The sequence below is a fragment of the Streptomyces sp. NBC_00775 genome (genome assembly GCF_036347135.1).
Lineage (GTDB): Bacteria > Actinomycetota > Actinomycetes > Streptomycetales > Streptomycetaceae > Streptomyces > Streptomyces lutosisoli.
The window spans coordinates 1817637-1832410 of record NZ_CP108938.1 but is presented as its reverse complement, the minus strand read 5'-3'; the positions used below and the strand labels follow the sequence as shown (position 1 = coordinate 1832410).

The following is a 14774-nucleotide window of genomic DNA, read 5'->3' as shown; positions in this document are numbered from 1 at the left end:
AGGTCACGCCTTCGTGCGAAACTCCCTCCTTGTTGAGTTCAACGTATGTTGAGTTCATTGATGGTTGAGTTTTCTTGTCGAGCGTGAACCGCGGAAGGTGGTGCCTGACCATGCGCGAACTGGTGGAGGTGATCGAGTCCCCGGACTCGGTGCCGGCCGATGTGGCGGCCCTGGGAGTCCCCGAGTCCTTCCGGGCGGCCGTCCTCCACAAGGAGGAGGCGGGGATGTTCGAAGGAGTCGAGCTGCGCGACCGGCGCCCCGCCGACTCCATCCACCTTCAGGACGTGCCGACCCCCACCCCGGGCCCCGGCGAAGTGCTGGTGGCGGTCATGGCGAGCGCCGTGAACTACAACACCGTCTGGAGCGCCCTGTTCGCGCCGGTGCCCACCTTCGCCCTCCTGGAGCGCTACGCACGCCTCGGCGGCCTCGCCGCCCGGCACGATCAGCCGTACCACGTCATCGGCTCCGACCTGGCCGGCGTGGTCCTCAAATGCGGGCCTGGTGTGCGGCGTTGGGGCGTCGGTGACCGGGTGGTCGCGCACTGCGTCTCCGTCGAGCTGGAACACGCCGAGGGCCACGGCGACCCGATGCTCGACCCCGACCAGCGCATCTGGGGGTACGAGACCAACTACGGCGGACTCGCCGAACTCGCCCTGGTCAAGGCGACCCAGCTGCTGCCGAAGGCCGCACACCTCAGCTGGGAGGAGGCCGCCTCGCCCGGACTGGTCAACTCCACCGCGTACCGCCAGCTCGTCACGCAGAACGGCGCGGGCATGAAGCAGGGCGACAATGTCCTCGTCTGGGGTGCCGTCGGCGGACTCGGCTCGTACGCCACCCAGCTCGCGCTCGCCGGTGGAGCGAACCCGATCTGCGTGGTCTCCTCACCCGAAAAGGCCGCCCTGGCCCGCGAGTTGGGCGCCGAGCTGATCATCGACCGCAAGGAGGAGGGCTACCGCTTCTGGCGGGACCCGCACACCCAGGACCCCAAGGAGTGGCGCCGACTGGGCGCCCGCATCCGGGAGTTGACCGGCGGCGAGGACGTCGACATCGTCTTCGAGCACCCGGGCCGGGAGACCTTCGGCGCGTCCGTGTACGTCACCCGCAAGGGCGGCACCATCGTGACCTGCGCCTCCACCGCCGGCTACACCCACGAGTACGACAACCGCTACCTCTGGATGAGCCTCAAGCGGATCGTCGGCTCGCACTGCGCCAACTACCGCGAGGCATGGGAGGCCAACCGCCTTGTCGCCAAGGGCCGCATCCACCCGACACTGTCGCGGACGTACGCCCTCGACGACGTGCCCCAGGCGGTCCAGTCCATCCACCGCAACGAACACCACGGCAAGGTCGGAGTGCGCTGTCTCGCGCCCGCCGAGGGACTGGGCATCACGGCCCCCGAGTTCCGCGCGCTCCACGAGAGCGCCATCAACCGCTTCCGCACCCCGCCGCCCCAGGCCGTGGCGCCCGTACTGAGCGAGGTCGCGGCATGAGCGCGCGGCACGGCACGGTAGGCGTCGTCGGCCTCGGGACCATCGGCGGAGCGCTCGCTCGCAGGGCCGCGACAGCCGGGCACACCGTCCTCGTACTCGATTCCGACAAGGGGGCGGGGGAGCGGCTGCGGCAGCTTCTCGACGAGACGCCCGAGGCCCGCGGACGCATCCGGCTCGTGGACCACTGGGAGGAACTCGCCTCCGCCGCAACGGTGTTGGAGGCAGTGCCCGAACGCCGCGACACCAAGGTCGCGGTGCTGCGCGCCCTCGACCGGGCCTGCCCGCCCGAGACCGTCCTGGCCAGCAGCGCCGCGGCCCTCTCGCTCACCGACCTCGCCGCCGCCTCCGGACGTCCGGGCCGGCTCGTCGGCCTCCATCTGGCTCTGCCGACGGCGGGCCTCGCGGAGATCGGCCGTACGGTCATGACCGACGAGTCCGCCCTCACCCAGGTGCGGGACCTCGCGGACGGCATCGGGCTGAGCCGGGTGACCGTCGGCGACCGGGCGGGACTGATCTCCACCTCGCTCCTCTTCGGCTTCCTCAACCAGGCCGTCACGATGTACGACCAGCGGCTCGCCGGGCGCGACGACATTGACGCCGCGATGCGCCACGGCTGCGGACTGCCCCTGGGACCCCTCGAACTCCTCGACCTCATCGGCACCGACACCGCCTGCGACATCCTCGACGTCCTCGCCGCGCGCTGGTCCGAGCCGACGCTCCAACCCGCCCGCCGACTACGGCACATGGCCCTCGCCGGACTCCTCGGCCGCAAGTCCGGACGCGGCTTCTACGACTACCGGGAACCCGCGGGCGCCCCGCCCGCCCCCGAGCGGCCGTCGCCCGCCGAAGCGCCGATCCGCACGGTCGGCATCGTCGGCACCGGCACCATGGCCACCGGCATCGCGGAGGTCTTCGCCAAGGGCGGCGTCGCCACCGTGCTGGTCGGCCGCACCGACGAACGCGCCAAAGCCGCCTGGGAGGCGGTCGCCACGTCGACAGCCCGTGCCGTACGACGCGGCAAGCTGGCCGAGGCGGAGCGCGAGGCCGCCCTGGAGCGGCTCACCCCGAGCGGCGTTCTCGCCCAACTGGCCGACTGCGACCTGGTGATCGAGGCCATCGCGGAAGACCTGGACGTGAAGAAGGAGCTCTTCCGCACGCTCGGCGAGCTCTGCCGGCCGGGCGCGCTGCTGGCCACCACCACCTCCAGCCTGCCGGTGATCGAATGCGGTCTGGCCTCCGGACGCCCCGAGGACGTGATCGGGCTGCACTTCTTCAACCCGGCCCCGCTCATGCGGCTCGTCGAGGTCATCCCCTCACTGGAAACCGCGCCCCAACACATCAATGTCGCACGGGAGTTGTGCCACCGGCTCGGCAAGCACCCGGTGCGGTGCATGGACCGCCCGGGCTTCATCGTCAACGCGCTGCTCTTCCCCTACCTCAACGGCGCCGTCCGGCTGACGGAGAGTCACTACGCCACCCCCGACGAGATAGACGACGTGATGAAGCTGGGCTGCGGCTATCCGCTCGGCCCGTTCGAGCTGCTCGACATCATCGGCCTCGACATCTCGCTGAGCATCCAGCGCGTGCTGCACGACGCGGACCGTCATCCCCGTAGCGTCCCCGCACCCCTGCTGGGGCACCTGGTGGCCGCCGGCCGGGCGGGCCGCAAGTCCGGCGCCGGGTTCCGGGTCTACGGCTGACCGTCCGACTCAAGGAGGAAGCACACGATGAACACCAACGCCGACCGAACCGCCGCCGCCGACGCGCTCGGCTGGGCCATGCTGGCGGAACTGACCGGCTGCGCCGATCTGGTCTGGGCCCTCGGGGGACCGGCGCCCGGGGACGCGGGGGACAGCACCGACTCCGCACCGCACGACGGAGCCGAACGGTGACGGCCCCGACCGAAGCCGCCGAGTCCGGGGGGACGGTGGCCGCGCAAGCCGCAAGGTCCGTGCGGACGGCCGTCACGGAACCCTCCGCGTCCATGGGGACGGCCGTCACGGCATCCTCCGGGTCCGTGGGGACGGCCGCCCCTGAACCCACGCTGACCACCCCGCCCACCACGACAGCCGCCTCCGAAGCCCTCTCGACCACCGCCACCGTGCGCGACGCGGCCCTGGCCGCCCGTGCCGCGGCGACCCGGCTGTCCACCACCACCGGTGCCGAGCGGGACGCCGCGCTGACGGCCATCGCCCGTCGGCTGACGGCCAGTTCGGGGCGGATCCTCGCGGCGAACCGGCAGGATGTGGCGGCGGCCCGGGAGGCCGGGCGGTCCACGACCGTGCTGGACCGCCTGACCGTCACCGAGCGGCAGCTCGAAGCGCTCGCGGGGACGGCGCGCGCCCTGGCGGCCGAGGCCGACCCGGTCGGTGAGGTCGCGAGCGGCTCCGTCATGCCGAACGGCCTGGAGGTACGCCGGATCAGGGTGCCCCTCGGCGTCGTCGGCATGATCTACGAGGGCCGGCCGAACGTCACCGTCGACGCCGCCGCCCTGTGCCTCAAGAGCGGCAACGCGGCTCTTCTGCGCGGCTCTTCGACCGCGCGGCACACCAACGCGGCCCTCGTCGACGTCATGAGGGAGGCCCTCGCGGACACCGCCGTACCGGTCGACGCCGTACAGCTGGTCCCGGGCACGACCCACGCCTCCGTCCACGAACTCATGTCCCTGCGCGGCCTGGTGGACGTCCTCGTCCCGCGCGGTGGGCACGACCTCATCCAGACCACCGTGCGCGACTCCTTGGTCCCCGTCATCGAGACGGGCGTCGGCAACTGCCATGTCTACGTCGACGAACACGCCGACCTGGACAAGGCGTTGGCGATCCTGCTCAACGCCAAGGCGCAGCGCCCGTCCGTCTGCAACGCCACCGAGTCGCTGCTCGTCCATGAGCGCGTCGCGCCCGCCTTCCTGCCCCGGGCCCTGAGCGCGCTGGCCGGCCACGGAGTGACCGTGCACGGGGACGAGCGGGTGCGGTCCTTCCACCCCGCGGTGGTGCCCGCCACCGAGGAGGACTGGGGACGGGAGTACCTCTCCCTGGACCTCGCGGCCGCCGTCGTCGGCTCACTGGCATCGGCGATCGACCACATCCGCCGGTACGGCAGCGGACACACCGAGGCGATCGTCACCGACTCGCAGAGCGCCGCGCGCCGGTTCGTCGTGGCCCTCGACACCGCGGTCGTCGCCGTCAACGCCTCCACCCGCTTCGCCGACGGCGGGGAACTCGGGCTGGGCACCGAACTCGGCATCTCCACCCAGAAGTTGCACGCGCGCGGCCCGATGGGGCTGACCGCGCTGACCACCACGAAGTACGTCCTCGTGGGCGACGGGCACATCCGGGGCGGAGCCGCCGCCCCGTTGCCGTAGATCAGGAGGTCCGGTCATGTATGTACGCATCATCACCGCGACGGAGCCGTCCGGCCGGATTCTGTACGCGGAGGAGCCGCGCGGAGAACGGAAACCCGCGACGGCTCCCCGGCCCTGGCCGGGGCTGGCCGGAGTCGACGACGACCCGGCCGAGTTCCACATCGTCCGGGGCATCGACTAATCGACTAGTTGTCGGGCCGCCAGGCCGCTCGTTCTTTCGGTCTTTCGTTCTCGCGTCGGCGCCCGCCTCCCGATCCGGAGGCGGGCGCCGACGCGACAACGAAAGACGCCGTGGAAGGCGGCGGTCACCCCCGTGGGGCGGCCGTCGCCTTCGGCGTGCCGCACCAGGGCTCCAGCAGTTCAGCCAGGGTCCGGGCGCCGACGCGGTCCGAGGCGGCCGCCTCGTGACAGCTGTCGAGCAGCCACTCCGGTGCCTGCCCGTGCCCGGCCGCGGCCGGCTTCCAGCCCAGGTTCATGCCGTCCTGGACACCGGTGTTGAGGCCCTGGCCGCCGGCCGGGGAGTGCACATGCGCGGCGTCGCCGACCAGGACGACGCGGTCGGTGCGGTAGCACTCCGCATGGCGCTGGTGGCTGGAGAAACGGGACAGCCAGCGGGCCTCGACGAATCCGAACGTACGGCGGCTCACATAGCGGGTGCTGGAAGCCGGGGCATGAGCCCCGGAGGTCCGCTCGCCGGTCGCGGCTCGTTGCCTCCGGTGCTCACGCGCTTCGGTGTGGGCGTGCTCGCGTCGGGGCCGGCCCCAGAAGGGCCGCTCACCGGCCCGGCGAGTCGCTCCCGGCGCCCGCGCGGGCGTACTCCTCCGCCGTACGGATCCGGATCCGTACGCGGGCCGGCGCGACCGGCGCCGTGTCCACCGGCGGCGGGGCGCTCGCCAGGGGGACGAGGTCGTCCTGGTGGACCACCTCCCGCGTGGAATGCCCCTGGAGCCGCGGCAGTTCGCGTGCGTCGAGGCCGACGAGCCCGCGGGCCACCACGCGGCCGCTCTCGTCCTGAAGCTCCACCGGGTCGCCGGCGACGAAGTCCCCGTCGACGCGGGTCACCCCGGCCGCGAGCAGTGGCCCGCGGCGCTGGGCGACGGTCCGGACCGCGTGCGCGGTGAGCCGGACCGAGCCGCGCGGGCTGCTGGCGTGCTCCAGCCAGAGCAGATGGTCGGCGGCCCGCTCCCCGGTGCGGTGGAAGAACGTGCCGGTCTCGCGTCCGGCCAGCGCGTCGGTGGCGTGCCGGGCGGCGGTGAGCACGACGGGAATACCGGCGTCGGTCGCGATGCGCGCGGCCTCCACCTTGGTCACCATGCCTCCGGTGCCGACCCCTGAGCTGCCGCTGCTGCCGATCTCCACGCCCGCCAGATCCTGCCGGCCGCGGACCTCCCGCAACCGCTGCGATCCCGGCCTGCTCGGGTCGCCGTCGTAGAGACCGTCGACGTCCGAGAGCAGGACCAGCAGGTCGGCGCGGACAAGATGCGCGACGAGAGCGGCGAGCCGGTCGTTGTCGCCGAACCTGATCTCCGCGGTGGCCACCGTGTCGTTCTCGTTGACCACCGGCACCGCGCCCATGGCGAGGACCTGGGCGAGGGCGCGATAGGCGTTGCGGTAGTGGGTACGACGGCTGATGTCGTCCGCGGTCAGCAGGACCTGGCCGACCCGCAGTCCGTAGCGGGCGAAGGAGGCGGTGTAGCGGGCGACGAGGAGCCCCTGGCCCACACAGGCCGCCGCCTGCTGCCTGGCCAGGTCCCGCGGCCGCTCGGTCAGGCCCAGCGGCGCGAGCCCCGCGGCGATCGCGCCCGAGGAGACGAGCACGACCTCCGTGCCCGTCGCCCGCGCCCGTGCGAGGACGTCCACGAGGGCGTCCACCCGGTCCGAGTCGAGGCCTCCGGCGGCCGTGGTGAGGGACGATGAACCGACCTTGATGACGATCCGACGAGCCGTCAGAACATCGGTGCGCAGGGCCAGTTCACCGTTCGGCCCCATACCGTCGGGGCGGTTCACCGCGCTGCCGGGCCGGACAGGGCGAGGTCTCCGGACGGCAGGCTCCGGGGCATCTCGCGCAGCAGCGCGTGCACGGTCTCCACGACGAGAACGGGCCGTTCGTACGGCAGGTCGTGGCCCTGCCCCGGCACCGTCTGCAGCGCGGCCCCCGGTATCTCGGCGGCCAGCCTTCGGGCCTGTGCGGGCGGGGTGACACAGTCCAGGGTGCCGACCAGGATCCGGGTGGGCACGCGGGCCAGCGCACCGAGGCGGCCCGCGCAGTCGTGGGTGGTCAGGGCGGCGTAGAACTCGGCGATGGCCATCGCGGGGATGTCCCGGAAGGCGCGGGCGCCCTCGCGGACCGTGTCGGTGTGCGGTCCCGGCCCGAACACCGCGCGCCACAGCGGGGCGGTGTTCGGGTGCGACAGTGGCCCGGTGAGCAGTCGGTGCACGGTCCGGGCCGAGCGGGGCGAACGCATCAGCCCGTCGGCGACCCGCTGCCGGGCCCGGCTGAGTCGTCGTACGGCCGCGCCGGGCCGGTCGACGGGGACGGTCAGTCCCTCGGCCACCTCGTTCAGACAGGTCGAGATCAGCCCCACACCCGCGACCCGGCCCCCGAACAGGACGGGTTGACGTGCGGCCAGCTGCTGGATGGCCATGCCTCCCATGGAGTGACCGAGCACGACCACGGGGGCGTCGTCCCGGGTCGCCTCGGCGAGTACGCGGGCCAGGTCGCGGCCGAGCAGCGCCATGTCGAGTGCGGCGGCGCCGCGGGTGGAACGGCCGTGGCCCCGCTGGTCGTAGCTGACCGTGCGGACCGCCGGGAAGCCCTGGCGCGGCCGGGTCAGCGCGTCGATGTGCGGCCGCCAGTTGTGGGCGGACATCGTCCACCCGTGGCACAGCAGGACGGTGACCGGGGCGTCGGGATCGCCCTGTGCGTACACGGCGATCTCGGCGCCGTCGTCGGTGGTCACCGAGCGCACCAGGCGACGGGGTTCGGCGAGGGCGAGGGCGGTCATGAGACCCGGCCACGGTCGGTGGCGAGCGCTTCGGCCCTGCGGGCACGGGGCCTTCGGATACGGGGCTGGGAGGCATGCGACTCGGGGGAGCGGACGTAGGCGGACGCCGACTCGGCCGTGCGCCAGGCCTGTTGGACCTGGCCGAAGGTGAGTCCCAGGGCGCCGGCGATCCGCTGGGGGCTCCAGCCGCGCCGACGCAGGAACCACACGTAGGCCGGGCGCTGCCGCGGATGCGGATCGATCCGCCGGCACCCGTTCGCCAGGAACGCCGCCAACTCGGAGCTGATCGCGCCGAGGGTTCCGGCGACCCGGAGCAGTTCCCGGCGTTCCCGGACGTTGAGCCCGCCCCAGATCCCGGTGCTCTCCTCGTTCAGCAGTGCCTCACGCAGGCACTCCTCGGTCACGGGGCACCCGGCGCACAACCGCTTGGCGGACGCCTCCCGTTCGTCGTCGGTGCCTCCGGCGGGCGGAAAGAAGGTCTCGGGGTCGGCATCACGGCAGGCCGCGCGCTCCACCCAGGGGTCGCTGTCCGCACGGTGGTGCGCCGGTGCGTGCATGGCGGTCGGCCCTTCCTCGACGTGGGCGTGGACGGTTCTCAGAGACCGAGAATAAACTCAACGCTCAATGATTTCAATGGTTGTTGATATCTGACCCGACGCGCGTGCGCCAAGACGCTGGATGTGGTGGAAAGTTGAAGGTACGACGGCTGTCCGGTGGATTCCACGCTTGTTGAAATAGGGGCTTGCTGGCACCAACTCCGCTGGCGTACGGTCACGTTGGCTTCACCCGCAAGGCCCCGGTACGGGCCTTGGGAAGCGCCGACGGACGTGTCCTGGGCCCAGCCCGGACAACCCCACCGTTCGCAGTGCGCCCTTACGGCGGAGGCCCGGACCCACGCTCTTGATCGTCACGCGCCATCGAGCTCGACGTACTTCAACCGCGGCTGTACGGCGCTCCCAACGGGGGGAGCACGATCAACACCTGGGGGGTGTTTTGCGTGCGCGGACTTCCTTCGCCAGAGCTGTCGAACGGGCCGGCGGTCGTTGCCGCACTTGGATGATCCGGGCGGCGCCGCGCCGTTCGCAACGGGCTCGTTCCCACTTCGCAACCGTCCGAGAGCTCTTGGAGGTCGTATGTCCGTCGTCGTCAGCGCCCCTGTCGTGTCACTGCCTCGCTTCCAGGTGACCACCGATGAACTGCTCGACCGGATCACCGAGTTGTACCCGGATGACCCCAGTCTGGCCGTCGTCCGGCGGGTCATCAGGGCCACCACGGTCCATACGCGGTGGTACTCCCGGCCGCTGGAGCAGCAGTTCGCCTCCGCCCCCTCACTCGCGGAGCGGACGCGCACCCATCTGATGGACAGCCTGGAACTGGCGGAGAAGGCCGCGCACGGAGCGCTCTTCGAAGCGGGTCTCGCCGCGTCCGACATCGACGGCCTCGTCGTCCTCAGCGCGACGGGCCACACGATGCCCGGGCTCGACGTGCTGCTGATGGAGAGGCTCGGGCTGCCACCCTCTGTCCGTCGCATACCGGTGAGTCAAGTGGGCTGTACGGGAGGGGTGTTCGGGCTGGCCCGCGCCATGGAGATGGTGACCGCGCACCCGGGATCCACCGTCCTCATGGTCTGTTCCGATGTGTTCAGCCACTATCTGCACCGGGGCGACTCCGGCCTGGACGGCATGATCCTGAAGGGGCTTTTCGGCGATGCGGCCGGCGCCTGTGTGGTGCGTACCGAAGCGCAGGGCCCTCATATGGAACTCATCGACTCCTGGGAGTACGTCCACCCCAACAGCCATGACATCGTGGGCAGCCGGCTGGACTGCGACGGGCTGCACGCCTTCAACTCGCCGAGGCTGCGGCATGCGGTCGAAGGTGCGATGCCGCGTCTGCTGGAGTGGCTGGAGCGCAGCGCGCCGCCCGGTTCGGATCCCGCGCCGCGGTTCGTGGTCTCGCACACCGGAGGCCCCAGAATCCTGGACGCCATCGTCGCGGGGCTGGGCTGCGACCCCGCGATGGTGGACCTCGCCCGCGACTCGTTGCGGGAGCAGGGCAACGTGGGTTCGGTCTCCGTCCTCGACGTCCTGGAACGGACCTTCGTCAAATCGCCCGTCGACGGCGATCACGGCCTGCTGATCGCGGCGGGCCCGGGTGTGTCCCTGATCGCCGTGCGTGCCGTCTGGCGTCAGTGGGGGTGACGCGGAACATCACATGATTCCGCACAACGGCCTTGCTCGCGCAGATGGTTGAGCCGGCGGCTCCGGTAGGGAGCCGCCGGCTCTTGGCCGTCCGGCGGACGCCGCGCGGACGAGCAGTCAGTCCTTCTGGGCGCCGCGGGGTTCCAGTGCGGTGGACAGGCGCAGTTCCAGGGCCGGTACGACCCAGGCGAGGAACTCCTCGAAGTCCATCTCGGCCAGCGGATGGACCTTGAGCACATAGCGCATGATGGCGAGTCCGACGAGGTGCCCCGAGGCCAGGGCCGCGCGGGTCTCGGCGTCCGGATGGTCCCGGTACCCGGAATTCGCCGCCCAGTTCTTGGTGCTTTCCTCCACGCGGGCGCGGAGCCTTTCCGAGGTGGCACTGTCGGCGAGACCGGCCCGGTAGATGGCCGTCATGCCGTAGCGGGTTTCCTCGCTCTCCCAGAACGACAGATAGGCGCGGGCCAGCCAGGCGGCCTCCGCCGTACCGGCGTCCGCCATGTCCGGGGGCAACTCGTCGAAGACGGAGGAGACGCTGAGCGGCGAGTTGACCGCGGCGTCGAACACCCCCTCCTTGTTGTCGAAGAAGTGGTGCACCAGTGCCGGATCCACCTGGGCGGCCTCCGCGATCGCGCGGATGGTCGTCCTGGCGTAACCGTGTTCGGCGAAGAGGTGGAGCGCCGACTCCATGATCTGATCTCTTGTGCCACTGTCCCCGGGCCGGCGTCCGCTGCGCGCACGCACCGGGCGCGGCTTCTTCGCTGCCGGGGAGGCGGCCCGCCGGGTGGGGGCGGACTTTCGGGCGGGGGTGGGCGAACCGTCTGCGGACCTGGATGTCATGGGATCACTGCACTTCGGGGGTTCCGTGAGCGGGTAATTCACTGTGTAGTGAAAACAATGCTATCAGTCGGTTCCCCGAGATTCCATCCACAGACGGCACTCAGCAACTACAGGGTGATGTCCAGCCGTTGGTGTGAAATTCCGCTCCACGCGGGATGCTGTTCACGCGACCGCGAGGATCGCGGTCATCGCCCGCTGCCGCCCCCGAGCAGAGTCTGCCGCAGCCCCGGTGTGATCGTCTGGACCACCGTCTCCAGGTCGACCGCGGCGACGGCGTCCACCTTCAAGAGGTGTCGCGCAAAGGCTACTCCGCCGAGTTGTGCGCCGAAGAGGGCGGTACGCAACTCCGCTTCCCCGCCCGGCAGTTCATGGTCCACCTGGCCGTTCAGTGCCTTGGAGATGCGCTCACGCAGCACCTGTGAGGCCTCCCGGTCGGACAGTGCCACCCGGTACAGCTCGATCATCGGGGAGTCCTCCTCGTTGGGCTCCCACAATGCCAGATACGTGCGGGCGAGGCGGATGGGCAGGTCCTCGTCGATGCCCCCGGCCACCGCCGGGCCGAGTATTCCGGCCACCTTGACGGTCCGCTCGATCAGCGCGCCGAAGACCGCCGCCTTGTCGGGCAGCAGCTCGCGGGCGAACCCCTCCTCCAGCCCCGCGGCCTCCGCCAGGGCGGCGAAGCCGGTCTGCCGGTAGCCGAGTTGCGTGAAGAGGGTGCGCCCGGCGGAGATCAGGGCCTGGGTCGCCTCGGCGCGCACGTCGGCCGTGCTCCCTGCGGTGGTGACGGTCATGGCTGCAACTCCCGTTGGTGTGAGGCGCGTCGGCCGGCGCGACGGTCGAGGTGCCGGCGCACGGCCGATTAATTCACATCCAAGTGAACTCTCTCGCTGTTGAATTAGTCAAGCCGCTCTGCCAAGATGATTTCAACGCCTGGTGAGTTAAGTAGTGGCTCGCCGCTGCCCGAGGAGGAATCGTGCAGTCCATCGGCATCATCGGAGTGGGCTCCTACCTGCCCGAGGCCATCATCAGCAATGCGGAGATCGGGCACGGCGCCGGCGTGACCGACGAGTGGATCGTCCGCAAGACCGGAATCCGCGAACGGCGCCGCGCAGCCCCGCACGAGGCCACCTCGGACCTGGCCGTAGTGGCGGCCCAACGCGCCCTGGAAAGCGCGGGTCTGACGGCAGCTCAACTCGCGTACGTCGTGGTCGCCACCTCCACCCCCGACCATCCGCAACCGGCCACGGCCGCCCTCGTCCAGCACCGCATCGGCGCCCACCGGGCCGCCGCCTTCGATGTCAACGCGGTGTGCAGCGGCTTCGTCTACGCCCTCAAGACGGTGGAGAAGCTGCTGGCCGGCGCCGCCGACGGCGAACCCCGCCACGGCCTGGTCATCGGCGCCGACATCTACTCCCGCATCCTCGACTACACCGACCGCCGCACAGCAGCCCTCTTCGGAGACGGCGCCGGCGCGACGGTCCTCGGCCCGGTCGCCCCGGGCCTCGGCCTGCGGCAGATCTCCCTGGTCTCGCGCGGCGACGCCCACCGCCTGATCGAGGTCACCGCGGGAGGCAGCCGCCGCCCGCCCTCGGCACAGACGCTGACCGACGGCGACCACTACTTCCGCATGGACGGAAGGGGCGTACGCGGCTTCGTCACCCGCACCCTCCCGTACGAGATCGGCAGGCTCCTGCGCCACGCCGAGGTCAGGCCGGACGCCGTACAGCACTTCGTCCCGCACCAGGCCAACGGCATCATGCTCGCCGAACTCTGGCCCGACCTCGGCCTGCACCGCGCCGCCCTCCACCTCACCCTGGAGCGCTACGCCAACACCGGCGCCGCCTCCGTCCCGATCACCCTCGCCGAGATGGACCGCAAGGGAGCGGCCGCACCGGGCGACCTGGTCGTGCTGGCCGCGTTCGGCGGCGGGATGAGCCTTGGCATCGCCCTGCTGAACTGGTCCATGGACACCCACGAGGACGCCCTCGGCGCGCACCCCTCGGTCCCGTACCTCCTCACGGCCGGCGACCGCGTCGGCCCGCTCGCGCCGTGACCGCCGACGACGCGGCCGCCCCGGACATCAGGGCACGGGTCGCCCAGCTGCACGGACTGCGCGAGCGGATCCGGCAGGGCCCGGACGAGAAGGCCACCGCCTCCCAGCACGCCAAGGGCAAACTCACGGCCCGCGAACGTATCGAACTCCTCCTGGACGAAGGCTCCTTCACAGAACTGGAGCCACTGCGCCGCCACCGTGCCACCGGATTCGGCCTGGAGGACCGCCGACCCCACACCGACGGCGTGATCACCGGCTGGGGCACGGTCCACGACCGCACCGTCTTCGTCTACGCCCACGACTTCCGCATCTTCGGCGGCGCCCTCGGCGAGGCACACGCCGAGAAGATCCACCGCGTCATGGACCGCGCGGTCGCCGCCGGTGCCCCGCTCGTCTCGCTCAACGACGGCGCGGGCGCCCGTATCCAGGAGGGCGTCACCGCGCTCTCCGGCTACGGCGGCATCTTCAGCCGCAACGCCCGTGCCTCCGGGGTGATCCCGCAGATCAGCGTGATGCTCGGCCCCTGTGCGGGCGGCGCCGCCTACTCTCCGGCCCTCACGGACTTCGTGTTCATGGTCCGGGAGACCTCGCAGATGTTCATCACCGGCCCCGACGTCGTCCAGACGGTCACGGGCGAGAAGGTCACACTGGGTGGCCTCGGCGGCGCCGATGTGCACGCAGAGGTGTCGGGCGTGGCGCACTTCGCCTACGACGACGAAGCGACCTGCCTGGAAGAGGTCCGCTACCTCCTCTCCCTCCTCCCGCAGAACAACCGGGAGACCGCCCCCGCCGCACCTCCCGAGGACCCGCCCGACCGCTCCTGCGACCGGCTCCTCGACCTCGTCCCCGCCGGCGGCCACCGCCCGTACGACATGCGCCAGGTCATCGAGGAGACGGTCGACGACGGCGAGTACCTGGAGATCCACGAACGCTGGGCGTCCAACGTGATCGTCGCGCTGGCCCGCCTGGGCGGCCAGGTCGTCGGCATCGTGGCCAACCAGCCCCTGGTCCTGGCCGGCGTACTCGACATCGACGCCAGCGAGAAGGCGGCCCGCTTCGTCCAGATGTGCGACGCGTTCAACATCCCCCTCGTCACCCTCGTCGACGTCCCCGGCTTCCTCCCCGGCGTCGACCAGGAACACAACGGCATCATCCGCCGCGGCGCCAAACTCCTCTACGCCTACTGCAACGCCACCGTCCCCCGCATCTCCCTGATCCTCCGCAAGGCCTACGGCGGCGCCTACATCGTCATGGACTCCCGCTCCGTCGGCGCGGACCTCTCGTACGCCTGGCCCTCCAACGAGATCGCCGTCATGGGCGCCGAGGGTGCCGCCAACGTCATCTTCCGCCGCCGCATCCAGTCGGCCGACGACCCCGAGGCCACCCGCCGCCAGCTCGTCAAGGAGTACAAGACCGAGCTGATGCACCCGTACTACGCCGCCGAACGCGGCCTCCTCGACGACGTCATCGACCCCGCCGACACCCGACGGGTCCTCATCGACTCCCTCCGCATGCTGCGCACCAAACACGCGGACCTGGCCCCCCGCAAACACGGCAACCCGCCCCAGTAGAACCGAAGGAGCACCATGACCACAGCCACCGAGCCGGCGAAGCCCCTGGTCCGCGTGATCAAGGGCGGCGACCTCCCCACCGAGGACCTGGCAGCCCTGACCGCGGTCCTCCTGACCCGAGCCACCCCCACCACCACAGAGGCGGAGGCGAAACCCGAAACGGTCATACCCCTCTGGGAACGCCCAGCGCCCACCGCCCCCTACCGCTCCCCCCACAGCTGGCGCAACTGACGGACAACCGGGGCCCGTTGCCGCA

The 14774-nt window shown here is 71.3% G+C and carries 14 protein-coding genes and 1 pseudogene; 9 read left to right on the top strand and 6 right to left on the bottom strand.

Annotated elements, in window-relative coordinates; genetic code table 11:
* The first annotated feature begins 110 nt into the window (after window positions 1–110).
* Genes ccrA through OIC96_RS08320 form a run of 5 tightly spaced genes read left to right on the top strand, consistent with a single transcriptional unit; the run spans window position 111 to window position 5032 of the window.
* Entirely contained in the window at window positions 111–1490 is a 1380-nt protein-coding gene (gene ccrA / locus OIC96_RS08340; RefSeq protein WP_330308497.1) for a crotonyl-CoA carboxylase/reductase, read from the top strand.
* Window positions 1487–3190 (top strand): 3-hydroxyacyl-CoA dehydrogenase family protein, encoded by a 1704-nt coding sequence (locus OIC96_RS08335; RefSeq protein WP_330308498.1) that lies wholly within the window; start codon window positions 1487–1489, stop codon window positions 3188–3190. Before ccrA ends, OIC96_RS08335 begins: the two co-directional genes overlap by 4 nt.
* A 27-nt stretch (window positions 3191–3217) precedes the next feature.
* The gene (locus tag OIC96_RS08330; RefSeq protein ID WP_330308499.1) at window positions 3218–3382 is read left to right on the top strand and encodes a hypothetical protein; all 165 of its coding nucleotides are present in this window, start codon (window positions 3218–3220) and stop codon (window positions 3380–3382) included.
* On the top strand, window positions 3379–4851 hold the full coding sequence (locus tag OIC96_RS08325) for a glutamate-5-semialdehyde dehydrogenase (RefSeq protein ID WP_330308500.1): 1473 nt from the start codon (window positions 3379–3381) through the stop codon (window positions 4849–4851). The genes OIC96_RS08330 and OIC96_RS08325 overlap by 4 nt, the downstream gene beginning before the upstream one ends.
* A 16-nt stretch (window positions 4852–4867) precedes the next feature.
* Entirely contained in the window at window positions 4868–5032 is a 165-nt protein-coding gene (locus OIC96_RS08320; protein ID WP_327433144.1) for a hypothetical protein, read from the top strand.
* Window positions 5033–5156: 124 nt separating this feature from the next.
* Here the strand turns inward: OIC96_RS08320 and OIC96_RS08315 are convergent, their stop codons facing one another.
* The 4 genes and pseudogenes from OIC96_RS08315 to OIC96_RS08300 form a co-directional block, all read right to left on the bottom strand.
* Entirely contained in the window at window positions 5157–5498 is a 342-nt protein-coding gene (locus OIC96_RS08315; RefSeq protein ID WP_406502165.1) for an FAD-dependent monooxygenase, read from the bottom strand.
* Window positions 5499–5625: 127 nt separating this feature from the next.
* Window positions 5626–6840 carry a glutamate 5-kinase gene (gene proB / locus OIC96_RS08310; protein WP_330310349.1) on the bottom strand — a complete coding sequence of 405 codons (1215 nt, stop codon included), beginning with the start codon at window positions 6838–6840 and terminating at the stop codon, window positions 5626–5628.
* A 14-nt stretch (window positions 6841–6854) separates the two neighbouring features.
* Window positions 6855–7856, bottom strand: a complete 1002-nt coding sequence (locus tag OIC96_RS08305; RefSeq protein ID WP_330308501.1) for an alpha/beta fold hydrolase — start codon at window positions 7854–7856, stop codon at window positions 6855–6857.
* 302 nt (window positions 7857–8158) lie between these two features.
* A pseudogene (locus OIC96_RS08300) lies at window positions 8159–8413 on the bottom strand (WhiB family transcriptional regulator); the annotation flags it as partial.
* Window positions 8414–8989: 576 nt separating this feature from the next.
* Here OIC96_RS08300 and OIC96_RS08295 point away from each other — a divergent pair.
* Window positions 8990–10054, top strand: a complete 1065-nt coding sequence (locus tag OIC96_RS08295; RefSeq protein WP_330308502.1) for a PhlD — start codon at window positions 8990–8992, stop codon at window positions 10052–10054.
* A 117-nt stretch (window positions 10055–10171) separates the two neighbouring features.
* Here the strand turns inward: OIC96_RS08295 and OIC96_RS08290 are convergent, their stop codons facing one another.
* Complete coding sequence (locus OIC96_RS08290) at window positions 10172–10744, bottom strand: TetR/AcrR family transcriptional regulator (protein ID WP_330308503.1); 573 nt, start codon at window positions 10742–10744, stop codon at window positions 10172–10174.
* 335 nt (window positions 10745–11079) lie between these two features.
* Entirely contained in the window at window positions 11080–11685 is a 606-nt protein-coding gene (locus OIC96_RS08285; protein WP_330308504.1) for a TetR/AcrR family transcriptional regulator, read from the bottom strand.
* A gap of 182 nt (window positions 11686–11867) precedes the next feature.
* Between OIC96_RS08285 and OIC96_RS08280 the strand changes: the two genes are divergently transcribed.
* The 3 genes from OIC96_RS08280 to OIC96_RS08270 are packed head-to-tail and all read left to right on the top strand — an operon-like array spanning window position 11868 to window position 14749.
* The gene (locus OIC96_RS08280) at window positions 11868–12947 is read left to right on the top strand and encodes a 3-oxoacyl-ACP synthase III family protein (protein WP_330308505.1); all 1080 of its coding nucleotides are present in this window, start codon (window positions 11868–11870) and stop codon (window positions 12945–12947) included.
* Window positions 12944–14518 (top strand): acyl-CoA carboxylase subunit beta, encoded by a 1575-nt coding sequence (locus tag OIC96_RS08275; protein ID WP_330308506.1) that lies wholly within the window; start codon window positions 12944–12946, stop codon window positions 14516–14518. Before OIC96_RS08280 ends, OIC96_RS08275 begins: the two co-directional genes overlap by 4 nt.
* Before the next feature lie 15 nt (window positions 14519–14533).
* The gene (locus OIC96_RS08270) at window positions 14534–14749 is read left to right on the top strand and encodes an acyl-CoA carboxylase subunit epsilon (RefSeq protein WP_330308507.1); all 216 of its coding nucleotides are present in this window, start codon (window positions 14534–14536) and stop codon (window positions 14747–14749) included.
* The last annotated feature ends 25 nt before the right edge of the window (window positions 14750–14774 follow it).